At 70.1% G+C, this 26,213-nt stretch carries 19 protein-coding genes; 9 read left to right on the plus strand and 10 right to left on the minus strand.

The window, feature by feature from the left end:
- The coding region (locus QK444_RS08565; protein ID WP_282778763.1) for an RNB domain-containing ribonuclease at positions 1 to 1,400 on the plus strand (1,400 nt) is incomplete at its 5' end.
- A 14-nt stretch (positions 1,401 to 1,414) separates the two neighbouring features.
- Here the strand turns inward: QK444_RS08565 and QK444_RS08570 are convergent.
- From QK444_RS08570 to QK444_RS08585, 4 genes are all read right to left on the minus strand, one after another.
- The gene (locus QK444_RS08570) at positions 1,415 to 2,245 is read right to left on the minus strand and encodes an alpha/beta hydrolase (RefSeq protein ID WP_282778765.1); all 831 of its coding nucleotides are present in this window, start codon (positions 2,243 to 2,245) and stop codon (positions 1,415 to 1,417) included.
- A 146-nt stretch (positions 2,246 to 2,391) separates the two neighbouring features.
- Positions 2,392 to 3,426 carry an NAD-dependent epimerase/dehydratase family protein gene (locus tag QK444_RS08575; RefSeq protein WP_282778766.1) on the minus strand — a complete coding sequence of 345 codons (1,035 nt, stop codon included), beginning with the start codon at positions 3,424 to 3,426 and terminating at the stop codon, positions 2,392 to 2,394.
- Positions 3,411 to 3,578 (minus strand): hypothetical protein, encoded by a 168-nt coding sequence (locus QK444_RS08580; protein WP_282778768.1) that lies wholly within the window; start codon positions 3,576 to 3,578, stop codon positions 3,411 to 3,413. Before QK444_RS08580 ends, QK444_RS08575 begins: the two co-directional genes overlap by 16 nt.
- Positions 3,579 to 3,592: 14 nt before the next feature.
- The gene (locus tag QK444_RS08585) at positions 3,593 to 5,257 is read right to left on the minus strand and encodes a fatty acid CoA ligase family protein (protein ID WP_282778769.1); all 1,665 of its coding nucleotides are present in this window, start codon (positions 5,255 to 5,257) and stop codon (positions 3,593 to 3,595) included.
- 514 nt (positions 5,258 to 5,771) lie between these two features.
- On the opposite strand from QK444_RS08585, the gene QK444_RS08590 reads away from it, so the two are divergent.
- From QK444_RS08590 to QK444_RS08605, 4 genes are all read left to right on the plus strand, one after another.
- Positions 5,772 to 6,818, plus strand: coding sequence for a 3-oxoacyl-[acyl-carrier-protein] synthase III C-terminal domain-containing protein (locus QK444_RS08590; protein WP_029932587.1), 1,047 nt, complete (start codon positions 5,772 to 5,774; stop codon positions 6,816 to 6,818).
- 3 nt (positions 6,819 to 6,821) lie between these two features.
- Positions 6,822 to 7,763 carry a hypothetical protein gene (locus QK444_RS08595; RefSeq protein WP_282778772.1) on the plus strand — a complete coding sequence of 314 codons (942 nt, stop codon included), beginning with the start codon at positions 6,822 to 6,824 and terminating at the stop codon, positions 7,761 to 7,763.
- 182 nt (positions 7,764 to 7,945) lie between these two features.
- A complete protein-coding gene (locus tag QK444_RS08600; protein ID WP_282778774.1) occupies positions 7,946 to 10,060 on the plus strand; it encodes a LuxR family transcriptional regulator in 2,115 nt (704 codons plus the stop codon).
- 340 nt (positions 10,061 to 10,400) lie between these two features.
- The gene (locus tag QK444_RS08605) at positions 10,401 to 11,774 is read left to right on the plus strand and encodes a lipase family protein (protein ID WP_282778775.1); all 1,374 of its coding nucleotides are present in this window, start codon (positions 10,401 to 10,403) and stop codon (positions 11,772 to 11,774) included.
- Positions 11,775 to 11,819: 45 nt separating this feature from the next.
- On the opposite strand, the gene QK444_RS08610 is transcribed toward QK444_RS08605, so the two are convergent.
- The 4 genes from QK444_RS08610 to panB all read right to left on the minus strand — a co-directional run bounded on the left by QK444_RS08610 (position 11,820) and on the right by panB (position 15,153).
- A complete protein-coding gene (locus QK444_RS08610; RefSeq protein WP_282778777.1) occupies positions 11,820 to 12,716 on the minus strand; it encodes a CHAD domain-containing protein in 897 nt (298 codons plus the stop codon).
- Positions 12,713 to 13,669, minus strand: a complete 957-nt coding sequence (gene pip, locus QK444_RS08615) for a prolyl aminopeptidase (RefSeq protein ID WP_282778779.1) — start codon at positions 13,667 to 13,669, stop codon at positions 12,713 to 12,715. Before pip ends, QK444_RS08610 begins: the two co-directional genes overlap by 4 nt.
- Positions 13,669 to 14,133, minus strand: coding sequence for a hypothetical protein (locus QK444_RS08620; protein WP_282778781.1), 465 nt, complete (start codon positions 14,131 to 14,133; stop codon positions 13,669 to 13,671). Before QK444_RS08620 ends, pip begins: the two co-directional genes overlap by 1 nt.
- Before the next feature lie 162 nt (positions 14,134 to 14,295).
- Complete coding sequence (gene panB / locus QK444_RS08625; protein ID WP_143983905.1) at positions 14,296 to 15,153, minus strand: 3-methyl-2-oxobutanoate hydroxymethyltransferase; 858 nt, start codon at positions 15,151 to 15,153, stop codon at positions 14,296 to 14,298.
- 225 nt (positions 15,154 to 15,378) lie between these two features.
- On the opposite strand from panB, the gene QK444_RS08630 reads away from it, so the two are divergent.
- The 4 genes from QK444_RS08630 to QK444_RS08645 all read left to right on the plus strand — a co-directional run bounded on the left by QK444_RS08630 (position 15,379) and on the right by QK444_RS08645 (position 22,358).
- Positions 15,379 to 16,854, plus strand: coding sequence for an alpha/beta hydrolase (locus tag QK444_RS08630; RefSeq protein ID WP_282778788.1), 1,476 nt, complete (start codon positions 15,379 to 15,381; stop codon positions 16,852 to 16,854).
- Between the two features lie 94 nt (positions 16,855 to 16,948).
- A complete protein-coding gene (locus QK444_RS08635) occupies positions 16,949 to 18,289 on the plus strand; it encodes a glutamine synthetase family protein (protein ID WP_029932578.1) in 1,341 nt (446 codons plus the stop codon).
- A gap of 70 nt (positions 18,290 to 18,359) precedes the next feature.
- Positions 18,360 to 21,371: a bifunctional [glutamine synthetase] adenylyltransferase/[glutamine synthetase]-adenylyl-L-tyrosine phosphorylase gene (locus QK444_RS08640; RefSeq protein WP_282778783.1), complete on the plus strand. Its 3,012-nt coding sequence runs from the start codon at positions 18,360 to 18,362 to the stop codon at positions 21,369 to 21,371.
- 63 nt (positions 21,372 to 21,434) lie between these two features.
- On the plus strand, positions 21,435 to 22,358 hold the full coding sequence (locus QK444_RS08645; protein WP_282778784.1) for a helix-turn-helix domain-containing protein: 924 nt from the start codon (positions 21,435 to 21,437) through the stop codon (positions 22,356 to 22,358).
- Positions 22,359 to 22,507: 149 nt separating this feature from the next.
- Here the strand turns inward: QK444_RS08645 and QK444_RS08650 are convergent, their stop codons facing one another.
- Both QK444_RS08650 and QK444_RS08655 read right to left on the minus strand, forming a co-directional pair.
- Complete coding sequence (locus QK444_RS08650) at positions 22,508 to 23,917, minus strand: hypothetical protein (RefSeq protein ID WP_282778785.1); 1,410 nt, start codon at positions 23,915 to 23,917, stop codon at positions 22,508 to 22,510.
- A gap of 120 nt (positions 23,918 to 24,037) precedes the next feature.
- On the minus strand, positions 24,038 to 26,213 hold a 2,176-nt coding region (locus QK444_RS08655; protein ID WP_282778786.1), incomplete at its 5' end, for a hypothetical protein.

Raw genomic sequence — 26,213 nt, forward strand, 5'->3', positions numbered from 1 at the left:
CCCGGGGCGCCCCCGCCCAACCTTTTTGGGGGTGGCCCGCGGCTCCCCCCGCCGCGCCCGTCTCGGAGGCCCGCGACGCGGTGGACGCGTTCGCGGGCGACCGGGTCGATCGCACCGACATCCCCTTCGTCACCATCGACCCGCCCGGCGCACTGGATCTGGATCAAGCGCTGCATCTCGAACGGACCCCGACGGGATTCCGACTCCACTACGCCATCGCCGATGTCGCGGCCGTCGTCGCGCCGGACGGTGCGCTCGCCCGCGAATCCCTGGTGCGCGGCCAGACCTTCTATCTGCCCGACGGCACGGTGCCGCTGCATCCGCGCATGCTGTCGGAGGACCGCTCCAGCCTGCTGCCCGACCTCGACCGTCCCGCCGCGCTGTGGACCATCGAACTCGATGCCGACGCCGAGCCGACGAACTGGTCGGTAACGCGCGCCCTGGTCCGCTCCCGCGCCCGCCTGGACTACGCCGGGGTGCAGGCCGACGCCGACACCGGTCGCTTGCCCGCCGCCATCGCCGCGCTGCCCGACTTCGGCCGCCTGCGCATCGAGGCCGGGCTGGCGCGTGGCGCGATCTCGCTGCGCCTGCCCTCGCAGAGCGTGATCCGCGTGGACAATACCGACGACCACTGGCAACTGGTGGTGGAGCCGCGTACCGCCGCCGACGACTGGAACGAGCAGGTATCGCTGCTCACCGGCATGTGCGCCGCCCGGATCATGCTGGACGGCAACGGCTCCCACCGCCTCGGCCTGCTGCGCACCATGCCGCCCGCGCCGTCGTCCGCCGCCGAGTCCATGCGCCGCACCGCCGCGGCCGTCGGAATCGACTGGCCCGCCGACGAATCGGTGGGCCGCATGCTCGCCCGCCTGGACCCCAACACCCCGGCCGCGCTGGTCCTCATGTCCGAGGCCACCAGCCTGCTGCGCGGCGCGTCCTACACCGTGCTGGACGGTGAGGACCCGGACACTCTGCAGCACAGCGCCATCGGCGCGGCGTACGCCCATGTGACCGCACCCCTGCGTCGGCTCTCCGACCGCTACGCCACCGAGATCTGCCTGGCGCACTGCGCGGGCACCGAGATTCCGCTCTGGGTCCGGGAGGGCCTGGACGCTGCCGCGGAGTCCATGCGCCGGACCGATGCCGTGGCGGGCAAGCTGGAGCGCGCCTGTATCGACCTCACCGAGTCCACGGTGCTGAAATCCCGAGTGGGCACGGAATTCGAGGCCGTCGTGCTGCGCGAGGCCAATGGCACCCGCCCGGCGGAGATCTTCGTCGCCGATCCGCCCGTACTGTCGAAATGCACCGGGGAACCGCCGGAGGGGAAGCGGGTGACGGTCCGGCTCACCGAGGCCGATCCGGCCGCGCGCACGGTCATGTTCGACTACCCGGCCTCCTGAGCCGGGGCCGACCGTCAGCTGGCGATGGCGGATGCGGTGGCCGAGCGGATCGCGGCGGTGATGGTGTCGGGGTCCTCGAGCATGAGCAGATGGCCGCAGTCGGGCAGCAGCAGTGACCGGGTGGGGGACAGCGTGCGGTTGAGCGCCGATCCGGCGGTCGCGGAGAGAATGCGGTTCTTCGCACCCCAGATGGTGGTGATGGGCGGGAAGGCGAGGGTGGGTCGGAAGTCGTCCAGGGCGGCCAGGCGGTCGAAGTCGCGGGCGATGGCGGCGGGGGCCAGCAGGCGGCGGGGCTCGGTCCAGCGGTCGCGGAAGGCGGCGAAGGCGGTGGCGTCCATGTGGCGGCCGCGCGGGCCGAGCTGTTCGCGCACCACCCAGGTGGCCGCCAGGGCGGGCACCTTGGTCGCCGAGGCCAGTGCGTCGAGGCGGATGTGCCGGGCGGCCTTCGCGGTCCAGCCGGTCGGTGTCGGACGCAGGGTGGCGGCGGTCAGCGGACTGCACAGCACCAGGGCGCGCACCCGCTGCGTCTCCTGCCGGGCATAGAACAGCGACAGCGCGCTGCCGAAACAATTGCCCACCAGCGTGACGTTCTGCAGTCCGCGATCGGCGACGAATTCCGAGACGAGGCGCACGTAATTGTCGACCGTATACCCACTGGTCGGTATATCCGATTCGCCGTAGCCGAACAGATCCAGTGCGTACACGCTGTTGGTGGCTGCGAGGGCTCGCATCTGATGTGACCAGATTCGCCGGTCACCACCGATATTGTGCAGGAACAAGATCGGATCACCCGATCCGGCACGGTCGTAGGCGACGGAAACGCCGTGGAAGTCGAATACCGGCATCGGGCGCTCTCCTCATTGAGTGCGGTGCTGTCCTGCTCGTCCGGCCAGGGTCGTCGACAGCGAAATACCCCGGCACGGAATGTGCAATCCATGCTAGCTGGTACCGCTGGTAACACAAGGCTCGGGGAGTAGCGCCCGATCGCCGGTCAGCGCGTCGTCGTGGGAATCACCTCCCCGGAACGCAGCCACCCTTGCAATTCCACCATTCCGGTATCCCGGTCCATGACCGGTCGATAACCGAAATCGCGGGCGGCCGCCCCGGTGTCGTAGGTGCCCGTGCGGGTGAGCACCGCGACCGTGTACCGCGACAGCGGCGGCGTCCAGTGTTCGGCGAGATACGGTATGCGCCTGAGGGTTTCGATCACCTCGACGGCCAGTTCCACCACCCGCCGATGCGGCCTGCGCCCCGGCGGGCGATAGCCCAGGTCGGCGGCGACCTGTCGCAGGAACCGCCACACATTGGTCTGCTCGGCATCGGCGATGAAATACGCTCTGCCGCCGACCGCGTCGGAGCCAGCGGCCTTGACGCAGGCTTCGACGATATTGTCGACATGGCACAGCGAGGCGTACACCTCGCGCCCGAACGACAGATCCGGCAGCGTCCCCGCCGCCGCCCGGCTCAGCAGCCGCACGATCGGCCCGGACCGGTCACCCGAGCCCCAGATGGCGCGCGGTCGCAGTGCGCAGGTGGTGAAATCCGGTGTGTTCGCGGCGAGTACGAGCCGTTCGGCCGCCGCCTTGGTCTCGCAGTAGAGGTTCAGAAAGCGGCGCGGATACGGCACCGACTCGTCGATGTCGACCTGATCCCCGCCGTCGCGATCCATCAGCGCGCTCGGGCTGGAGATGAACACGAACCGGCGCGCCCCCCGGTTCCGCGCCGCCGTCAGCAGTCGCTCGGTCGCCGTGACGTTCTCGTTCCAGAACTGTTTCCGGGTCCCGCGCTCGTCCACCCGTGCGGCACTGTGGAATACGATGTCGACGCCCGCCACCGCCCGCTCCAGCGAGGCCGGATCGCCGAGGTCGCCGTTGACCACCTCCACCCGGTCCAGCACGGCGGCGATATCACGCAGATTGCTGGTGGGGCGCACCAGAATCGAGACCTGGAAGTCGCCGTCGCGTACCAGACGGCGCACCAGCGCCCCGCCCAGGAATCCGGAGGCCCCCGTCACCAATGCCCGCACAGCGTCTGCCCTCCATCCCCGGTCCGGCCGTCGCGGTGCGTCGACCGACTCGCCCGCTCATCGGCGGCGATACTCGCCACCGCGGTGACCACCCCCGCCAGCCGGGACAGCGACCCCAGTGTCAGGAACGATCGCAGCACGATCTCTCTCACCGTCTCCTCCTGGTCTAGACGTCGAGTTGCTTCGCGGCCCAGATCGCCAGCTTCTCCCGCCCGATCTTGGCGTTGTGGCGGATGTCGACCGGGAATCCGGGATGGAACAGGAAGGCCGTCACCGGTGCGGTGATCGCGAATTCGGCCTGGCGCTTGCGCAGATTGACCTCGACGGCCTTGCGGTCGGCGTCGGGCTCGAGTTCCACGCACAGCACCGGTCGCTGCGCACCGCGCTCGCCGACGCCCACCAGCGCCGTGCGCGCCACTCCGGAGACGATATTGAACACCTGCTCCACCCGCACCGTGAACAGCGTCCCGTCGGCGGTTTCCACGCGCTGACTCTTTCGCCCGCAGAACCGAATTCGGCCCTGATCGTCGATGCGCGCCAGATCGCCGGTGCGATGCCACACCACCTCGCCGTCGCGGATCTTGCCGACGGTATTGGCCGAATCCGGCCAGAGATAGCGGGTGCTCACATTCGGTCCGGAGACCACCAGCTCGCCGATCCAATCCGTGGCGGCCAGCTCCTCGGCCCGTTCGTCGACGTCGTGCCAGGTGGGCAGCGGGTCATCGGTGATCGCGATGACGCGCGCCCGCACGTGCAGGGCGGGCTTGCCCACACACACGCCCTCGCCCCGATGCGCCGCCTCCACGAGATCACCCAGCAATTCCCGGGATTCGATGGTGGCCATGGGCAGTGCCTCGGTGGCTCCGTAGCCCGAGTACACCTTCGCGTCCTCGGGCAGCACCGCGCGCAGCCCGGCGATGCACCAGTCCGGCACCGGCGCGCCGCCGGAGTAGATGCTCTCCAGCGTCGGCAGCTGCGACCCGTGCTGCTCGATATGCCGCAGCAGCGGAATCAACACCGCCGGGGAGGCGAACATGGTTTTCACCCCGAACCGGTGCACCGCGTCCACCACATGTTCGGGATCGGTGGCCCCGACCTTGGAGGGGATCAACGGCGGCAGCACACAGCGGGACCCGATGAGCAGCTCCAGAATGCCGGCCACCGGTGCGGTGATGAGCGAGGTGCCCGGCTCCATATGCTCGCGCGCCGCGTCGACCTGCTCGATCATGGCGCTGAGATTGCCGTGGGTGAGCACGACCGCTTTGGCCGGTCCGGTGCTGCCGGTGGTGTAGGCGATGAGCAGCGGTTCGTCGTCCGGCGCGGGCTCGCGCTCGGGCAGTGGAGCGGGCGGGGTGCGGCCCCAGCTGTCCAGGGTGGGTCCGCGCCAGAAGCCGCGGCCGACGGTGACCGCCAGCCGCACCTTGCGGAAGTAGGCGCGGAAGACGATGCGCACCGCCTGCGCCTCCGGCACTCCGACAAACGCCTCCGCATCGGCGGCCTGCAGGCAGCGCATCATCTTGAACAGACCCATGCCGGGATCGATGATCACCGGCACCGCACCGATTTTGAACAGCCCGTTGAGCACCGCGTAGAGCTCGGGCCCCGGCCGCACCAGCACGATGGTCCGCATCCCCCGGCCCACGCCCGCCGCGAGGAAGTTCGCCGCGATGGCATCGGACCAACTGTCGAGCTCGGCGTAGGTGAGCTGCCGATAGTCGGGCAGACCCGCGGCATTGCGGCCGTCGGCGTATATCACCGCCTCCCGATCCGGATGGGCGGCGACGATGTCACGGAATCGGTCGAGCGCGCGCCAGTAGGTCGCGGCGGTCATGGCATCACCTCATGGAATTCGCGCGCTCGATATTCGCGCCGACGGCGACGGTATCGCAACGCGCGGAAATGGTGGATACGGAAGGAGAACAACTGCTGTCGAATTCGACGATGAATGTGACGGGCAGTACGGCGAGGTTACCTCGAGCAATGCGAGTCCGCTACCGCGCGAAGGATGCCAATACATTGCCGCACAATGTGTTTGGTGTGTCCAGCAGTACCGCAACAGGTTCTCTCGCACCCCCTAGTCCAACCCCTATGCGAGTTTTTCCCGCAGGTCGCGAATACCGCTGTCTACCTTGAGTTTCTATCGATCTTAAACTGAAACGGCGCTGTAACGTCTGTGATTGGCGGGACTGTTGTGGCGCAGAGTTACCAGTGGGTACTGGTACCGTTCGAATCGGCATCGGGGCTACTGGATAACGACGGCATTGCTTCGGATGATCGATCCGAATACGAATCGCCGCACCAGAATTCGACCGAACTCGCACAATCTTTCCAGAGAGTAGGGGGCTATGCGTACCCGTTTCGAATCGATCGGTGCGTACACACCCGGCACCGTCCGTTCCACCGAGGACGTGATCGCCAGCCTGTCGATCCCCAGGGCCTTGGACCTGGAGCGGATCACCGGGATCAAGAATCGTCGCGTGCACAACAGCGATCCGGACGATTACGAATCCTCGTTCGAACTGGCGCTGCGGGCGATCGACGACTGCCTGACGCACTCCGACTACGCCGCCGAGGATCTCGACGTCATCATCAACGTCTCGATCACGCGCTTTCGCGGACCCGAATATTTTTGCTACGCACCGTCTTTCGCGCTCATGCTGCGCAATGCCCTGGGCGCGAAGCAGGCGCGGTACTTCGACCTGTCCAACGCCTGCGCGGGCATGATCACCGGGGTGCTGCTGCTGGACCGCATGATCAAGGCGGGGGTGGTGCGCAATGGCCTGGTGGTCAGCGGCGAACAGATCACGCCCATCGCCGATACCGCCGCCCGGGAGATCAGCCAGCCCTACGATCCCCAGTTCGCCGCGCTCACCGTCGGCGACGCCGCGGTGGCGGTGGTGGTCGACGGTCGCGGTGACGACCACGACGAGATCCACTACATCGAGCTCATGACCACCTCCGCGGGAGCCGAGCACTGCCTCGGCATGCCGAGCGAGAAAACCACCGGTATCGCCATGTACACCGACAACCGGGCGCTGGCCAGCGAATCGCGCTTCCAGCAGGGCATCAGCCGCATGGACGACTTCCTGAAAGAAACCGGGCGCACCTGGGAGAGCGAGAAATACGACTACTGGGTGCACCACCAGTTCAGCGGCCCGGCCATCGAATACATCAGCCAGCTCACCGAACGGCACTTCGACACCCCGATGCCGCAGCCGCTCAACGTCTACGACGAATTCGGCAATACCGCCTCCACCTCCCACTTCCTGGTGCTGCACGAACACCTGGCGCGGCAGCGCATTCCGAAGGGATCCAAGGTGCTGCTGATTCCGGAGGCGTCCGGAGTGGTCTCCGGGCATCTGGCCGCGACCATCACCCGATTGGAGGCGTGACGCATGTCCACAGCCATTGTCTCCGCGGCGGTGTGCACCGATCAGGACACCGGCAGCTTCTTCGAACTGGCCAGCCGCGCCGGGCGGACCTGCCTGGAACAGGCCGGGGTGTCGCCGAACCGGATCGGCCTGGTGATCAACGCGGGCGTCTTCCGCGACAGCAATATCTCCGAACCGGCGGTGGCGGCGCTCATCCAGAAGCGCCTGGACATCGGACTGGAGTACGTCAGCGGGAATGTGCCCGCCTTCTCCTTCGACCTCATGAACGGGGCCACCGGTGTGCTGCACGCGTTCATGGCCGCACAGTGCTTCCTGGCGCCCGGCGAGGTGGAATACGCCATGGTGGTCGCCGGCGACACCCATCCCTCGATGGCCCGGGACCGCGACGACTTCCCCTACGCCGCCAGCGGTGCGGCCGTCCTGCTCCGATCCGATACGCAGGCGGGCGGATTCGGTCGCCCGCACACCAGCGAGGTCGACGGCTCGGCTCCGCCCACCGCCTGGGTGGATCTGGAGTCGGCGGGCACCGACGGCCGCAACGCGCTGACCGTGCGGGCCGGGACGGGCGATCCGCTGGAATTGGCCGACCGGGTGGTGCGCGCCTGCCTGGCCGACGAGGGCATCGAGGCGGCGGATTTCGCCACCGGCAAGGCGGTGCTGCTCGCGCCCGCGCCGGTGGCCGGATTCCGGGAACGGCTGGCCTACCGGTTGGGCATTCCGGTGGCGGCCGTGGCGGGCGTGGATCCGGCACTGGGCGATCCGTTCAGCGCGGCGCCGGTGCACGCGTATGCGCAGGCCGCCGCGTCGGGGCTGCTCGAGGGGATGCGCACGGTGCTGTTCCTGGGCGCGGATGACAGCGCGGCGGCGTGTCTGCCGTATCGACCGCTGCCGCTGTCACTCTCCGGTTCCGTCGCCGAGCTGCAGTCCAATCAGGTTGCGGGGTAACCTGATTCATCCGATCGCTCGCCGACGGACGCGTCGGCGAGCGCCGGAACACACCGTCGTGCCCGGCTGAGACCGGCCGCCGCCAGGCGTCCACCCGCTGCAACGATGCCGCTCCAGCACATCAGCTCGTCGTGCCCTCCCCTCAGTCGGGACTGAAGGAGATCGATGAAGGGATGTCGGCTATGCAGCGGTCGATCGGTCGGGACCGGAAACCACTGTCCATCGTCGGCGGCACGCGCGGACCGGCGCGGCACCGCCGCCCGGACGACGAGCCGGACGGTATGGCGGAACTGCTGCGGCTGGACGGGCCGGGGCTGTCCGTCGCGCGCGCGGTGGCGGTACTGGGACCCGCCGCCACCGTGGCGCGGGTGTCCGCGCTGCTGGGCACCGAGACCTCCGAAACCCACCGCATCATAACGGAATTGGAGATGACGGCGGCGTTCGAGGGGCAACGCTGTATCGAGCCCGCGGTGGGTGCGCGCCTACTGCGGGACCTGTCCGTGGGGGAGCGGCGCGATCTGCACGGCCGGGCAGCCGAAGTGCTGCACGGCAGCGGATTCCGACCGGCCGTGGTCGCGCCGCACCTCTACGCCGCTGGGGAGACCGGCACCGCCTGGGCGGCACGGGTGCTGGTCGCCGCGGCGGCCGAGGCGGTGGCCGAGGATCAGCTCGACTGGGCGGCGAAGTATCTCGAGCTGGGCTACCGGGCCAGTGATCGGGCCCGGGAGCGCGCGGCCATCGCCACCCGGCTCGTCGCGGTGGAATGGCGGATCAACCCCTCCGGGCGCACCCGCAACTTCGGGCGACTACGGGCGGCGCTGGCCGCCGGGCTGGTGCCCTACCCCGAGGTGCCCGCCGCGGTGTCGTTCATGCTGTGGCACGGATGCGGCCAGCACGTGGACCGCGCGCTGGCCCGGCTCGAACGTGGCGTCGGCGGCGCGCTCACCGTCGGACCGGGCATCGAATTCCTGTGCGCCTGGGTTCGCTACACCCATCCCACCCATGTGGAACGCCACCCCGACCTGTTCTCCGGACGCCTCCGCGGCACCGCCGCGCCGGGTGAGCGGGACTCCCCGCACCGGCAGGCCGCGGACCTGCTCGGAGCCCTGGCCACACCGCGCCCGCCCGCCGACCTGGCCGCCGCCGCTCAGCGCATCCTGGCCGGGCACCGGCTCACCATCACCACGGTGGAGGCGCTGGTGGCCGCCGTCGACTGCCTCATACACACCGATCGGCTGGATCTCGCCGACGCCTGGTGCACCTCACTGCTGGCGGAGGCGGCGGCCCGGCACGCGCCCACCTGGCGGTCCGTCTTCGCGGCCGTGCGCGCCGAAACCCTGCTGCGCAAGGGCAGACTCCGCGAGGCCGCCGAGCACGCGGTGCTCGCGTTGAACCTGGTCCCCGCCGAACACCTGGGCGTGTGGGCGGGGCGGCCCATCGGCGTGCTGGTGCGGGCGCTCACCGCGCAGGGCAAGCACTCCGAGGCCGCGGCCCAGCTGCGCCGCCCGGTGCCCCGGGCCATGTTCGAATCCCGCTTCGCCCTCACCTATCTCAGCGCCCACGGCGAACACTGCCTGGCCACCGGGCGGCCCGAGGAGGCGCTGCGGCATTTCCGGCAGTGCGGAAATCTCATGCGGCAGTGGGGAATGGACTACGCGTGGCTGACCCCGTGGCGCAATGACGTGGCCGCCGCGCACCTGGCCGTCGGCCGCCAACGCGAGGCCCGCGCCTTCGCGAGCATGCACCTGGACCTGGTCGGCGGCCCCGACGGCCACCGCAGCGCCGGGGTTTCGCTGCGCATTCTCGCCGCCACCGCCGATCCGCATCGGCGGGTGAGCCTGCTGCGCCGCGCGGTCGCGGTGGCGCGCGCCGGCGACGGCGACCTCGAATTGGCCATGGCACTGGGCGATCTGGGCCGTGCCTACCGATCCATGGGCGATACCGACCGAGCCCGGCCGCTGCTGCGCGACGCCATCCGGCTGGCCGAACAGTGCGATGCCGAACTGCTGCAGCGTCGACTGCGCGGTGACCGGCAACCACCGGCCACCGAGCCCATCCCGCGGGTTCGCCTGGCCCCCAGCGCCTTCGAAACCCTCAGCCCGGCCGAGCGCCGAGTGGCGGAACTGGCCGCACTGGGCAAGCGCAACCGCGATATCGCGGCGGCGCTGACCATCACCACCAGCACGGTGGAGCAGCACCTGACGCGGGTGTACCGCAAGCTGTCCGTCGCCCGCCGCAGCGAACTGCGGTTCGTGCTCGCGGCGCATGTGGATTCGACGCGTTCGGCGGTGGGGTGAGGGGCAGGTGCAGGGCGGAGCATGGCCGCACGGCCCACCGGTCTGGTGCCGGGATGACAGCAGGCGGGCAGGCACTACGCGGAGGTGCGGACCGCGGTGACCGATGGCGGCAGCGGGCGGACAGCCCGTGCCGCGCGTGCGGACCCGTGATGAGTGGCGGCAGAGCGTGGACGAGGCTGTGCGCCGGGGTGCGGCCGGGCGGCATCGGGCGACGGGGACGGAGGTGATGGCTGCTCCGGCGTGGTCGCGCGATACGTCGGGGTGATGTGTGGCGGGCGATGCCGAGGAATATCGATTCGGCGGATGCGAGGACATCCGCCCGGAGCGGAGAGGACACGCTATGGGGGCGAGCACTGTTGGCGGCGGGGCGGCGGAAGTCGCGGTCGAATCGGCGGAACCGCCGCGGCCCGAGCACGATCCGTTCTATCGGCCGACGCTGGGACTGTCCCGGCGTGCTCCCGGCGCTGTCCTGCGGTCGCGGGCGGTGGAACTGGCGCTACTCGGGGTGCTGCCGCAGCGGATCGCGGCGTGGCAGCTGCTCTACCGCAGCACCGATCTGCACGGTCGCCCGGAGGCGGCGGTGACCACCGTGCTGCTGCCCTGGGGCGCGGATCCGGCACGGGCGCGGCCGGTGGTGTCCTATCAGTGCGCCATCGACGCGGTGGCGTCGAACTGCCTGCCCTCGTACGCGTTTCGGCGCGGCGCGCGGGCGCTGGGCGCACTGCCGCAGTTGGAGCTGCTACTCGTCGCGCACGCGCTCACCCGGGGCTGGGCCATCTCGGTGCCCGACCACATCGGCACGGCGGGGCATTTCGGCACGCCGCGCGAGCCCGGCTACCGCGCCCTGGACGGCCTGCGCGCCACGCTGGCCTTCCTCGGCCACCCGGTGGATGCGCCGGTGGCGCTGTCCGGCTACTCCGGCGGCGGGCTGGCGACGGTATGGGCGGCGGAGATGGCCGCCGCCTACGCGCCGGAGCTGAATATCCTGGCCGCCGCGGCCGGTTCGCCGGTCGGTGATCTGGAGTCGACCTTCTTCCGGCTCAATGACGCACGGTTCGGCTTCGGCGGGCTGGCGACGCTGTGTCTGGCCGGGCTGCGCCGCGCCTATCCACCGCTGCACGCCAGCCTGGCCGAACGGCTCGACCCGGCCTCGCTGGAATTGCTGGACCGCGCCGAGCGCAGCACCACCATCCCGCTGGTGCTGCGTGCCAGCCGCGCCCGCCTCCAGGATCTGGAGGGCGGCGCGCTCGCGGCCCTGCGCACCCTGCCGCAGGTCCGTGCGGTGCTGACCGACATCCAGCCGGGCGACAACCCGCCCGACTTCCCGGTGCTCACCGTGCAGGGCGTACACGACCTGGTCATCCCGGTCGGCAATGTGGACCGGCTGGTGGACCGCTACCGCGCGGCGGGCACCCCGGTGCGCTACATCCGCGACCTGCTCGGCGACCACGTCGGTCTCGGACTGCTGGCCGCGCCGCTGGTGGAGAACTGGCTGGCGGCCCGCTTCGCCGGAAAACCCCTGGACCGTACGACCACCGACACCGTGCTCTCCGTCGCGGTGTCACGCCAGGCCGCGACCGGCTACCTGCGCCTGGGCGCACTGCTGCTGCGGGCCCTGACCGTTCGCCCGATCGGTGGGCCGGAGCCGGAATCGCCACGACGTCGCGGTGGCACGGTGCGCGGTTCGCTGCGCGACGCATCGGCCGACCGCTGACCCGCGCTGCGGACACCGTCGCGCCCGGTCGGTGGGCGGCAAGTCTCAGCCGTCGAAGCTCTTGCGCAGAAATTCCGTCGTCGCCGGGTACTGCTCCAGCGACTTGCGGGCAGCGGCGGCCTCGTCCTCGCAGAGGGCCTGCCAGGCGGGGTTGGTGCTGTCGCGCAGGCGGTCGCGGATGGCGGCCTCGGCCTCGACGGCGTCGCGGTGGTCGCCGAGCACGGTTTGCAGGCGTTTGGCATTGCCGGACAGCGATTTCGCGGGGCCGTTCAGCAGCGGGACGGCGGCGTCGGCGGAGTAGCGCAGGCGCTTGGCGGCCTTGCGGATATCGTGCAGGTGCTCCACGCGTTCGGCCTCGGACAGCGTGGGTTCGAGTCGGACGAGGCGGCGCACGCGATGGAAGTCGTCGCGCAGCACCGACCGGCAGAAGCGTTCCGCGGGGCGTTGCGCGTACGCCTCCCGCAGCGGCGGGTCGTCCAGCAGGGACCGGAGTGCGGCGGTGAGGGTGCGGTAGCGTTCACTGTCGAGCGCGGTCAGGATCTCCGCGTGCGCGGCGGCGTAGCGCTCCCGTTCGGCGGTCACCAGCAGCTTGCGCAAACCCCGAGCGGGAGCGTCCTTTCCGCCGATGCGGAACTTCTTCTTGGCCAGCTCCGGGTGTTCTTCGAGCAGGGCGGCGAAGCGTTCCGCTCGCACCTCGGCATCCCGCGCCACTCCCAATACGCCTGCCAGCCAGCGCAATTCATCGCGTAGCTCGTCGACGGGGCGGCGGCGGAAGACGCGCCGGTAGGACCGAAGCACGCTGCGCAGCCGCCGCGTGGCCACCCGCATCTGGTGCACCGAGTCCGGAAGATCTCGGCGCACATCGGGTTCAGCCGACAGCAGTCGATCGACGTCGTCGGAGACCGCGGCGACTACGGCGGGACCTGCGGCGGTGTGCGTCATGAGCGGAACTTGTCTGTGGCCTCCACCAGATGGTGGGTGATACCGGGCTCGTTGGCGGCGTGCCCGGCGTCGGGCACGATGTGCAGTTCCGAATTATGCCACGCACGGTGCAGGTCCCACGCACTGACGGCGGGACAGACGATGTCGTGGCGGCCCTGCACGATCACGCCCGGAATATGGGCGATGCGGTCGATATCGCGCAGCAGCTGCCCGTCCTCGAGGAACCCGCCGTGGGTGAAGTAGTGGTTCTCGATTCGGGCGAAGGCCAGCGCGAACCGCTCCTCGGCCGTCTCGGCCACCCGATCCGGTTGCGGCAGCAGCGAACTCGTTGCTCCCTCCCAGGTGGACCAGGCGATCGCCGCCGCGGTGGCGACCTCGGGATCGGGGGAGTGCAGCAACCGGTGGTAGACGGCCACCAGATCCGAGTCCCGTTCCGCCACCGGCACCGGCGCGAGGAACTTCTCCCACTCGTCCGGGTAGATGTATCCGGCCGCACCGTTGTAGTACCAGTCGATCTCCTTGCGCCGCAGCAGGAAGATGCCGCGCAGCACGAGTTCGCTCACCCGCTCGGGATGCCGCTGCGCGTACGCCAGCGCCAGGGTGGAACCCCAGGAACCGCCGAACACCTGCCAGCGCTCGATGCCGAGGAATTCCCGCAGCGCCTCGATATCGGCGACCAGATGCCAGGTGGTGTTGGTCTCCAACCCCGCCCCGTCGGCGATGTGCGGGGCGGAGCGACCGCAGCCGCGCTGGTCGAACAGCACGATCCGGTACGCCCTCGGGTCGAAGAAGCGACGGTGCAGCGGGGCGGTGCCGCCGCCCGGGCCGCCGTGCAGGAAGACCACCGGCTTGCCGTCCGGGGTGCCGCTCTCCTCCCAGTAGATCCGTTGTCCGTCACCGACATCCAGCATGCCTTCGCGGTGCGGTTCCAGCGGCGGGTACAGGTCGCGCATTACAGCAGTCCCGCCGCCAGGCTGGGCAGTTCGAGTGCGCTCACCGCCTGCGCGTGCACATCCGGGCACTGCGCGGTCATGATCCGGTCCACCGAGTCCTTGTCGCCGAGCACCTGCCCGTTGATGGCGCCGTTGCGCAGTGCCCACTCGTGCACGGAACCGTTGAGCGAGATCTTGCCCAGCGTCGGGCCCTGTACCCGCCAGTCCGACAGCTGCGGTTCGATGATGTCGCACAGCTGCTGGCCGACGGCGTCGGAGACCGTGAGCTGGTCACCCTGGGCAGTGCCCGCGCTGGTCTTCGGTGCCGAGCTGGAGGTCGTCGACGGGGAGGCGGAGCCCTCCGGCTGCTCGAAGCCGGACGTGGTGTTCCCGCATCCGGCGGTCAGCGCGACGGCCGCTCCGCCGGCGAGTAGCAGTGCTGCCCCGCGGATATGAAGGGTGCTCGTCCAACGGCCCTGCGACATGTGTTCCCTTTGGTCGATCCAACTCGTTCGCTCCGAGTCTGCCACCGTTTTCTCGCCGCGGGCCAGCACAGTTCGGCCACGCCCGGTGATGAGAGCCGATGGCTATGAATCGACGGGGATGGGCGAGCGGGGGCGGGCCGCCGTCCCGCTCGCCCGGCCCGATCAGAAGCTGTGTTCCGGACCCGGGAACGCGCCGCGTCGCACCTCGTCGGCGAAAGTCGCTGCGGCGGTGCGCAGTTCGTCACCGACACGGCCGAAGCGCTTGACGAACTTCGCGGTCTTACCGCTGGTGTAGCCCGCCATGTCCTGCCAGACCAGCACCTGCGCGTCGCAGTCCACCCCGGCCCCGATGCCGACGGTCGGAATGGTCAGCTTGCGGGTGACCTGCCCGGCCAACTCGGCGGGCACCATCTCCATGACCACGGAGAAAGCGCCGGCCTCCTGCACCGCGATGGCGTCGGCGATGAGCTGCTCGGCGCCGTCGCCGCGCCCCTGCACCCGGAAACCGCCCAGGGTGTTGACGCTCTGCGGGGTGAAGCCGATATGCGCCATCACCGGGATGCCGGCGGCGGTCAGCTTGGCGATGTGGTCGGCGACCCGTTCGCCGCCCTCCAGTTTGACCGCGTGCGCGCCACCCTCCTTCATGAAGCGGGTGGCGGTCGCCAGGGCCTGCTCCGGGGCGGATTCATAGCTGCCGAACGGCAGATCCGCCACCACCAGCGCGTGCGGCGCACCGCGCACCACGCCGCGCACCAGCGGGATCAGCTCGTCGATGGTGATGGGCACGGTGGTGTCGTAGCCGTACACCACATTGGCGGCCGAATCGCCGACCAGCAGGACCGGGATACCGGCCTCCTCGAAGATGCGCGCCGAGGAGTAGTCGTAGGCGGTGAGCATGGACCAGCGCTCACCATTGGCCTTCATCTGCTGCAGGTGATGCACTCGCGTCTTCCGCGTGGCGGGAGTAGCCGGTGCCGGTGCAGCGCCGTAGGCGGGGGTTTCCGCATCGGATACGGACATCATCGTCCCTTTCGTCGTCCTCGAGGCCCGATCGGGTCCCCGGGTTTCACTGACGCCCTTCAGTGTCCCACGCACCGTGGCCGGGCCCACGGTGCAATTCCTCACAGCGACCGGCTCGGGAGCGGCACCCGGCGACGGGAAGGCAACCGCGACCGCCATGGCACGATCGTGGGCATGGGGTTCAAGCGATCAGGTCGCGCCGTGCTCGCGGTCGCGGCGGTGGCGATGGTGGCGTCCGGGTGTAGCAGTGAGGTGGTGACCGGGAATCCGGTGGCAACCGCGCCCGCGGGGCTGGAGCAGTTCTACGGTCAGAGCGTGCGCTGGGGCAGCTGCGCGAAGTTCAGCGCGGACGAACTGCCGCGTGGCCTCGAATGCGCCCACGTCAGCGTCCCGGTCGACTACGAGAACCCGGGCGGCGAGACCGCCGAGATCGCCATCTCCCGCCTGCGGGCTACCGGCGACAAGATCGGATCGCTGCTGTTCAACCCGGGCGGGCCGGGCGTCTCCGGGCTCACCATGAACACCGTCGGCGACGGCACCGCGCTCGCGGAGCGCTTCGACCGCATCGGCTTCGATCCCCGCGGCGTCGGCGCGTCCACCCCGGCCATCACCTGCCTGACCCCGGCCGAGATGGACGCCGAGCGCGCCGAGCCGCCCTTCGACAACGATCCGGCCGGTATCGCCGCCGCCGAGGCGGACAACAAGGACTACGCGAGCAAATGCGTCGAGCGCACCGGCGCGGAGTTCCTCGCCCATGTCGGCACCCGCGAGGTGGTCCAGGACATGGACGTGATCCGCGCGGTGCTCGGCGACGACAAGCTCAGCTACGTGGGCTACTCCTACGGCACCCGGCTCGGTTACACCTACGCCGAGCAGTTCCCCGACCGGGTGCGCGCACTCGTGCTCGATGGTGCGCTGGACCCCTCGCAGGACCCGGTCAAGGAATCGGTCCTGCAGGCCGAGAGCTTCCAGCAGGCATTCGACGCCTACGCGGCAGACTGTGCCACCGAGCCCGCCTGCCCGCTCGGCACCGATCCCACGGAATCGGTCAAGCGGTTCCGGGAGCTGGTCGACCCGCTGTGGGACACCCCGGCCGTGACCGACGACCCGCGCGGGCTGCACTACGGCGACGCCATCACCGGTGTGCAGCAGACGCTGTACTCCAACCGGTTCTGGCCCGCGCTCACCAAGGGCCTCAACGAACTGCGGGAGGGCCGCGGCGACACCCTGCTGGCCCTGGCCGACCTCTACGACGGCCGCCGCGACGACGGCACCTACGACAACATCGCGGACGCGTTCAACGCCATTCGCTGCGTGGACGATCCACGGGTGGAGGACCGGGCCGTCGCGGCCAAACAGGACGCCGAATACCGCCGGGTGGCCCCGTTCCTCGACGACGGCCGCGGCACCGGTGCCGCGCCGCTCGAACTGTGCGCGATCTGGCCGGTGCCCAACACCTCCACCCCGCACGAGGTCTCGATCCCGAATCTGCCCGCGACGGTGGTGGTCTCGACCACCGAGGACCCGGCCACCCCGTACCAGGCGGGCGTGGACCTGGCCCGGCAGCTCGACGCCGCGCTGATCACCTACAACGGCACCCGTCACACCGTGTCGCTGTCGGGCGTGTCGGACTGTGTCGATACGCCCGTCATCGACTACCTGATCAACCTGACGCCGCCTACGCCGGGACTGACCTGCTGATGTCCCGCACGGCCGGGCCGGCTCGCCGGTGCAGGTTTCACAACGCAGCTGCCATGTAACACGGATTTAACTCCGACTGCCTACGCTCGCGAGCATGGATCGCCAGAAGGAATTCGTGCTGCGGACGCTCGAAGAGCGGGACATCCGCTTCGTACGGCTCTGGTTCACCGATGTCCTGGGCTATCTCAAGTCGGTGGCGATCGCTCCCGCCGAACTCGAGGGCGCCTTCGAGGAGGGCATCGGCTTCGACGGTTCGGCCATCGAAGGGTTTGCCCGCGTCTCCGAGGCCGACATGGTGGCCAAGCCGGACCCGTCCACCTTCCAGGTGCTGCCGTGGTCCACCTCCAAGGGGCATCAGCACTCCGCGCGCATGTTCTGCGATATCGCCATGCCCGACGGCTCGCCGTCCTGGGCCGATCCGCGCCATGTGCTGCGCCGCCAGCTGAACAAGGCCGGGGATATGGGCTTCAGCTGCTACGTGCACCCGGAGATCGAATTCTTCCTGATCAAGCCCGGCCCCTACGACGGCTCCTCGCCGGTGCCGGTCGACAACGGCGGCTTCTTCGACCAGGCCGTGCACGACGAGGCCCCGAACTTCCGCCGCCACGCCATCGACGCGCTGGAGTCCATGGGCATCTCCGTGGAGTTCTCGCACCACGAGGGCGCACCCGGCCAGCAGGAGATCGACCTGCGCTACGCGGACGCGCTGTCCATGGCCGACAATGTGATGACGTTCCGCTACCTGATCAAGGAAGTGGCGATCGACGAGAACGTGCGCGCCACGTTCATGCCCAAGCCGTTCGCCGCGCACCCGGGTTCGGCCATGCACACCCACATGTCGCTGTTCGAGGGTGAGCAGAACGCCTTCGCCGATCCGGACGACCCGATCAACCTGTCGGAGACCGCGCGGGCCTTCATCGCGGGCATTCTCGAGCACGCCCACGAGATCAGCGCCGTCACCAACCAGTGGGTCAACTCCTACAAGCGCCTCATCCACGGCGGCGAGGCCCCGACCGCGGCGTCGTGGGGCCGTTCCAACCGCTCCGCGCTGGTCCGCGTGCCGATGTACACGCCGAACAAGTCGTCCTCGCGCCGCGTCGAGATCCGCAGCCCCGACAGCGCCTGCAACCCGTACCTGACCTTCGCGGTGCTGCTGGCCGCCGGTCTGCGCGGTATCGAGAAGGGCTACACGCTGCCGCCGGAGGCCGAGGACGACGTGTGGTCGCTGACGTCGGCCGAGCGGCGCGCCATGGGCTTCCGTGAACTGCCGGGCAGCCTGGACGAGGCGCTGAAGAACATGGAGAAGTCCGAACTGGTCGCCGAGGCGCTGGGCGAGCACGTCTTCGACTTCTTCCTGCGCAACAAGCGTCGCGAGTGGGCCGACTACCGGTCCCAGGTGACGCCGTTCGAACTGCAGGAGTACCTGGGGCTGTAGCAGCCCGGCGTCCGACAACCGAGCGGGGAACGTTACGGCGATCGCCCCGCCTGACAGGTAATTTGGGAGCATGGTCCGGCCACCGACTGCCCGTTCCGCGGTCCCCGGTGTCGGACGGCTCGGCTTGCTCGAGCCGTCGGCAGCCAACAACCTCCGGGAGTTGGCATGGGACAATGTCGACAGTGTTCCGCTGCTGTGGGCGCTGTCGCGTTCCCCCGATGCGGACCTGGCGTTGCTCACGCTCATGCGCCTGCGGGAGGCGCTCGGAAATGACTGGGCCGCACTGGATTCCGAACTGCGCACCGATACCTCGCTGCGCGGTCGGCTGTTCGCGCTGATCGGGTCGTCGAGCGCCTTCGCCGATCATCTGGTTGCCGATCCCGGCGGGTGGCAGCTGCTGCGCCGCCGCGAACTGCCCGGGCGTGCGGAGATCCTCGCCGAACTGCTCGACGCCGTCGCCGCGGAGCCCGAGAACGGTCCGCAGGCGGGTCCGATGCTGTACCGCGCCAAGATCTCCGGACCGGAGGCGGTCGCCCTGCTGCGCAAGCGGTATCGCGATCAGCTCATGCTGCTGGCGGCCGTGGACCTGGCCGCCACCGTCGAGAACGAACCGGTACTGCCGTACCAGCAGGTGGGCTGGCATCTCACCGACCTCGCCGACGCCGCCCTCACCGCCGCGCTCGCGGTGGCGGTGGCCCGGGTGTGCCCCGACCTGCCGGTGCCGGTGCGGCTGGCCGTCATCGCCATGGGCAAATGCGGTGCGCGCGAACTGAACTACGTCTCCGACGTGGACGTGGTGTTCGTGGCCGAACCCGCCGACACCACCGCCACCCGGCTGGCCGCGGAGACGATGAGCGTCGGCGGCGCGGCCTTCTTCGAGGTCGACGCCGCGCTGCGCCCCGAGGGCAAGGCCGGTGCGCTGGTGCGCACCCTGGAATCGCATATCGCCTACTACAAGCGCTGGGCGCGGACCTGGGAATTCCAGGCCCTGCTCAAGATGCGGCCCACCACCGGCGATCTCGAACTCGGCGAGCAGTACCGCGACGCGCTCATGCCCATGGTGTGGACGGCCTCGGAACGCACCGACTTCGTCGCCGATGTGCAGGCCATGCGCCGCCGCGTCGAAGATCTGGTGCCCGCCGATATGCGCGAGCGCGAACTCAAACTCGGGCACGGGTCGCTGCGCGACGTCGAATTCGCGGTGCAGCTGCTGCAACTGGTGCACGGCAAGGCCGATGAATCCCTGCACACGCAGGGCACCGTGGAATCGCTCACCGCGCTGGCGGCGGGCGGCTACGTCGGCCGCGACGACGCCGCGAATCTGACCGCCTCCTACGAATTCCTGCGACTGCTCGAACACCGCCTGCAATTGCAGCGACTCAAGCGCACCCACACCCTGCCCGCCGCCGACGACGAGGAGGGCATGCGCTGGCTGGCGCGGGCCGCGCACATGCGCCCCGACGGCCGCCAGGACGCCGTGGGCGTACTGCGCAGCGAGATCAAACGCAACACCGTGCGGGTGCGGCGGCTGCACGCCAAACTCTTCTACCGGCCACTGCTGGAATCGGTGGCGCGGCTCGACGCCGCCGCGCTGCGACTCAGCCCCGCGGCGGCCGTGCGGCAGCTGGCCGCGCTCGGCTACGCGGCCCCGGAGAACGCGCTCGGCCACCTCAAGGCCCTCACCGGCGAGATCGGCCGCAAAGGTCGCATTCAGACGCTGCTGCTGCCGACGCTGCTCGAATGGCTCGGGGACACACCGAATCCCGATGCCGGTCTGCTGGCCTACCGCCGGGTCTCGGAGGGACTGGACAGCGAGATCTGGTTCCTGCGCGAACTGCGCGACGAGGGTGCCATCGCGCAGCGGCTCATGATCGTGCTCGGCTCCTCGGCCTATCTGCCCGATCTGCTCATCAACGCGCCCGAAACCATCCGCATGTACGCCGACGGCCCGAACGGGCCGCTGCTGCTGGCCACCCAGCCCGCCGAGGTGGCGCGCGGCATCCTCGCGGGCGCGGCGCGCTACGACGAACCCAAGCGGGCGGTGGCCACGGCCCGATCGCTGCGCCGTCGCGAGCTGGCCCGCGTCGCCTCGGCGGATGTGCTGGGCATGCTGGAGGTGCCGCAGGTCTGCGAGGCGCTGTCCTCGGTGTGGATCGCCACCCTGGAGGCGGCGTTGCAGGCGGTCATCCGCGCCAGCGAGGTGGAACGCGGCAAATCCGCGCCCGCCGCCATGGCCGTCATCGGCATGGGTCGCCTGGGTGGTCTGGAACTGGGCTACGGCTCCGACGCCGATGTGCTGTTCGTGTGCGACCCGCGTCCCGGCGAGGATGAGACCGTCGCCGTGAAATGGTCCATCGGCATCGCCGAACAGGTGCAGCGCCTGCTCGGTGCGCCCAGCACCGATCCGCCGCTGCAGGTGGATGCCGGGCTGCGCCCAGAGGGCCGCAATGGCGCGCTGGTGCGCAGCTTGGCCGCCTACGCCGCGTACTACCGGCAGTGGGCACAGTCCTGGGAGGTGCAGGCGCTGCTGCGGGCCCGCTTCGTGGCGGGCGATCCGCAGCTGGGCGAACGGTTCCTGCGCACCGTCGACCCGATCCGCTACCCGAGCGGCGGCATGTCCCCGGACGGGGTGCGTGAGATCCGCCGCATCAAGGCGCGCGTGGATTCCGAGCGGCTGCCGCGCGGCGCGAACCCGGCCACCCACACCAAACTCGGCCGCGGCGGACTCGCCGACGTCGAATGGACCGTGCAACTGCTGCAACTCCAGCACGCGCACGAGGTGCCCGACCTGCACAACACCTCGACCCTGCAATCACTGGAGGCCATCGAGGCCGCCGAACTCATCGACCCCGCCGACGCGGCGCTGCTGCGCGACGCCTGGCTCACCGCCACCCGGGCCCGCAACGCCCTGGTGCTGGTGCGCGGCAAACCCGCCGATCAGCTGCCCGGTCCCGGACGGCTGCTGTCGGCCATCGCGATCGTCGCCGGATGGCCCAATGACGACGGCAGTGAGTTCCTGGACCACTACATGCGGGTGACGCGCCGGGCGAAGACGGTGGTCGAGCGGGTCTTCGGCGGCTGATTCCGCGCGGGCTGCGCAAGAACGGTCAAGCGCGGGCGGCCACCGGCTTGGCAGACTGCTGATGTGCCCAAGAACGGACGAGACCGACTGCGAGAACTGCTCGACGCCGTCCTGGACGAGGACAACACCACGCTGGAGGAGATGGCGGCGGGGGCGTACGCCTCGCCCTTCCACTTCACCCGGCAGTTCTCCCGCGGCACCGGCGAATCGCCGGTCGCCCTCAAACGGCGGGTGCTGCTGGAGCGCGCGGCATGGGCGCTGTCCACCGGAGAATCGGTGACCGAGGTGGCGTTCGCTGCCGGATACGACTCGGTGGAGGGCTTCAGCCGGGCATACAGCCGCGCCTTCGGCCACCCGCCCAGCGCCACCACCGCGGAGAAGCGCCGCCGCTGGCTGCCCGCCGCCAATGGCATCCACTTCCATCCACCCATGTCGCTGTGGGTGGAGAACGCGCCGAAGGGACGGTCCGCGATGGATCCGACGACGCTGCTGTTGCACCACGACATCGAGGACGCCCGCGAATTGCTCACCGCGGCAGGGCAACTCACCGAGGAACAGTATCGGCGGGCACGGATGCCCGGGCTGACCGTGGAAGCCTTCCGAGGCCCCGAAGCCTCCATCGCCGAGGTACTCGACCATCTCGTCGAGACCAAGGAATGCTGGCTCGCCGCCATCGACGGCGAGGACATGCCCCGGCCACGCGGCAACGACCTACCGGAGCTGGTGGACCGGCACGAGCGGGTGGCGGTGCGCTGGCTCGACACCGTACGCGAGATCGACCGGCGCGGCGGATGGGAGGACACCCTCATCGACGCGCTCTGCGATCCACCGGAGAGCTTCGTGCTCGGCAGCGTGATCGCGCATGTGCTCGGTTATTCGGCACATCGGCGGTACCTGGTGCGGCATTGGCTGCGCACCGAAAGCGGGGACGGTGCGATCGAACTCGATGATGGTGACCCGATCAATTGGTTGCGGCGACGGGAATGAGCGGCGGCGTCACGACGTCTCCGGTGGCGGGCACGCTCGAGACCAGGCGCTCAGTCGTGGGAGGGGCCGAGCCCTGCGGTTTGTCGCGCTGGTGTCTGCGGCGGCGTGGCTGCGGATATCGGGATCGGTTGCAGGTCCGACCTGTCCGCTCATTCGGGGTCGGTGCATGGTCGGGCGGCGGGGATGTCCACGCCGATGACCCCGTGTGTGCATGGTGGCGGGTCGCCCAGGAGTTCTTGTTCTCGGTTCCAGACTAGCCAGGCAGGGGTGGTGCGGGGTGCGTTCTGGTCACCGCCGCGCGCCGCCATGGGCGGGTACATGGCGGGGAGCCAGGAACCGCCGGGACGTGGTGTGCTGTCGGAAAACGTTGGGATGCGGGTGGTTCGGCCGGTCGGCTGGCCGGGGATACTACGGCCGGGGTCGCCCGGTGCCGGGGGAGAGGCGGATGTCCCCGGTGCGCCCGGCGGTGCTTTCGAGCCGGGTGGCGCTGGGTTGGGAAGCGCCGTTGTCGGGTCCGTCGAGTAGGGCAGTACCGCTGTCGGGTTGGGGGTCGCCGGGGAATGCGACGGCGCTGTCGGGTCTGGCGTCACGCCGGATGGTGTGGTCGTCAGGTCGGCGAGCGACATGCCGTGTGGGCTGGCAGGCGGCGATGGCTCGGATATTCCGGGGTCGGTACCCGACGGAGCGTTCGGATCGCCGAGGGCAGGCGAATTCACCACCGCAGCAGTCGGATCGGTGGTCGTTGCGGATGGTGGGTCCTTGCGGTCCGGTACCACGTCGGATGGGCTTCCGTAGGCGGCGGGGTGCCCGGACGAGATCGGACCGCCGGACCCGGCGGATGCGGGAAGTGTTGTAGCAGCACCATCGTCGCTGCCGTCCGGAGATGACCGGGCGGGTTCGAAGGCAGGCACGCCCGACCCGGCCGGCGGGTAGATCGGCACGTAGTTCGCTTCCAAGGCCGCTAAGGCGAGTTGGTACTGCTCCTCCGCGAATCGCTCCGCCGCCGGATCCGCGGTGCCCGTCATCGTGGTCGGCAAGGGTGTTGTCGCACCGGTATCGGCCGACGGTGCGCCGGAATCGGTCGGTGCCGCACCGGAATCGGGCAGCGCCGCGCCGGAATCGGGCGGTGGTGGCACGGTTCTCCGTACCGCCTCGGCCCCGTACGCGGCGGCCGTGATGCGGTGCCCGGCATTGCGCGCCACCTCCGCGATATCCATGGCCCGCGCCACGAAGGCCCGCGCCGCCGCCTCGGCGGCCTCGGCGATCTGCCCGCGCAATGCCTCGGCGAGCGCGGACTGCACCGTCATGTGCAATCCGGTCGCGGCTCCGCTCAGACTGTCGGCGATCCCGACCCAGGTGTCGGCGCTCTCGTGCATGGCGGCGGGGTCCATCTCCCGCACCCGCGCGTGGATCTCGGCGTGGGTCAGCTCGGTGAACCGCTCCATCCGCCAGATGTAGTCGGGATCGACGCCAGCGTGCGAGATACGTCGCTGCTCGCGTTCCGCACCCCGCTGGGCGCGGCGGGCGGCGGTACCGGCATGCAGCGATTCCGGGTCCATCGGCGGCCTCCGTTCACGAGTGTCGTGTACGGATTGGACGCGCACAGCGCTCGCCGGGTTCCGGTCGCGGGTATGCCCCCGGCGATTCGCCACGGCACGCCGCAGCTGTACCCACCGGAGCTACGGTCCGCCGAAGAGCCAGTGCCGTCGTGCCGTCCAGCCGAGGAAGCGGCGGCCGGAGCCGTCGGGTACCCAGCCCTGGCGGGTGAAGCGGCCGCCTTCGACGATATGGCCCAGGCCCGTGATGGCGGGCGCGAGCGGGGTGTCGCCCGCGTCGTCGATCAGGCGCAGCACCTGGGCCCGCTGGGTTTCGCGGTCGCACGCGGCGAGCAGGTACACACCCTGACGCCAGGCGTAGGCGGCGTTCTTCACCGTGATGAGCTCCGCGTGCCGGTTCGGCGCGGGTCGGCTGAGCTGGCGCACCACCCAGGTGAAGGTGTCGTGGGCGAGTTCCGGTGCGGAATCCCGTACGCGAGCGGTCAATTCGAGCGCGTCGACGAGGACCGCGAGGTTGTGGGTGGTGAGGATCTGGCTCTGCTCCAGAATCGCCCCGTTACGCGCGACATACCCGCCGTCGCATCCGGCCTCGCCCGCCCGGCGCGTGCACAGTTCGGTGAATCCCGCGGCCGTGGCCCGGCCCCACCGCTGCGTCGTATCGGCGTGCCCGACCCACTCACCGGGCGCGGGCAGATCGTAATACGCCTGGTACAGCGTGCCTTCCAGGGTCCGCCCGGCCACCAGTGCGGCCGCCAGCCACTTGGTGGTGAAGGTGCCCATGAAGATATCCGCCGCCACCTCCTCGACCAGCGGCAAGTCCAGCTCCGCCTGCCGTGCGAGCGCACCGAACTCCCGCACCAGCGGATTCGGCAGCAGGGCATACGGAAACGCGTCGAGTGTCAGCAGCGTCATCTGTCCGAGCAACCGCCGGGCCGCCAGCGCACTGTGCCGTGTCGCATCGCCTCGATGCCGTGTGCGGCGCGATGTCGCTGGCTCCGTCGCCGCGATATCGGCCCCGATCGCGCTGATTCCGCTCGCGGCATCCTCGATTCCGGCCGCATCCGCATCACCACGCAGTGCCGCCATCGCAGCGACCCAGGGCAGTTCTTCGAAGCGCACCTGGCCCTGCAGGTTCAGCAGCAGCAGGCCGCGGCGGCGTCGGAAGGCGGTGTAGAGCTGCTCGTACAGGTTCGCGGCGGCCGGGTCGGCGAAATCGGCGGCCAGCAGCCGCGAGGTGAGCTGCGGCAGGACCCGCGCCAGCATATCGCCGGAGCCGATGATGCCGCGCCGAATCAACTCGTCGGCCGACGCCTCCAGGGCGCGGGCCGCCTTGTCCAGCAGATGCCGGGGAATGGCTGTGCCGGAGGGGATATCACAGCGGTCGTCGTCGGATACCGCAGCCGATACCGGGGCGAGGTCGGGGATGCCGCCCTCGGCCCGATAGTGCCGCAGGCGCGTGGTGAGCAGCGCCGCGAACGTCGTATGCAGAGGGGCCGCAATGGAATCCCGTTGGGCTGCGTGCACCCGGGCGCGCGCGGCGCTGCCCGGCGCACCGTGCCGGGTCACCGTGTTGGCGATGGCGCGGCGAATCCACCCGACTTGGCGGGCAGTGAGATTCGCGCTGCCGTCGGGGCAGCTGAGCAGCGCGTCGTGCAGGCGCGCGAAGTTGCCCTTGGCCTGGGCGTGCCGACCGGTCAGGCCGTAATCCCGCTGTGCGACGGCCACATCGGCCAGCCAGCGGTCACGCTCGACCGCCCAGTCCGCGGGGAGTCGGCGGCACGGCCAGCCGCCGCGCACCGCGCCCGTGTCATCGAGAGTGGGCAGCTCACCCGCCACCGTCTCGCACCACAGCGCTACCAGCCGGTCGTACAGCGGATTCCACACCTCCAGGGTGGTGCGCATGGCGGTCAGCGGCTCCGGCGTCCGCACGGCGCGCAACGCGCCGCGCACCTCGCCGACCGAGGCCACTCGTACCGCCGTACCCGCGGGTCGCGCCGCCGGATCGAAGGGCGGTACGAGCCGCAGTCGATCCAGCAGCGGTGAGAGCTCCGCCACCAGATCCAGGGCCTCCGCGTCGAACCCGCGCTCCAGCAGCAGCGCCACCACGGGCAGCGCGGCATCCTCGGGCACCTCGATCCGGTACTGCCCGGACCGCAGGGCGGCGAGCAGTTCGGCCTGCCCGGCATCCCCGAGATACCAGCGGTTCAACCGCTCCCGATCGGTTCCACCGGGCACATCGGCGGGCAGTCGCGTGAGCAGTGCGGATTCGGCCGCACCGAGCGGCTGTTCGGCCAGTGCC

Origin of the sequence: Nocardia sp. CC201C (assembly GCF_030010695.1) — a bacterium.
GTDB lineage: Bacteria > Actinomycetota > Actinomycetes > Mycobacteriales > Mycobacteriaceae > Nocardia > Nocardia otitidiscaviarum.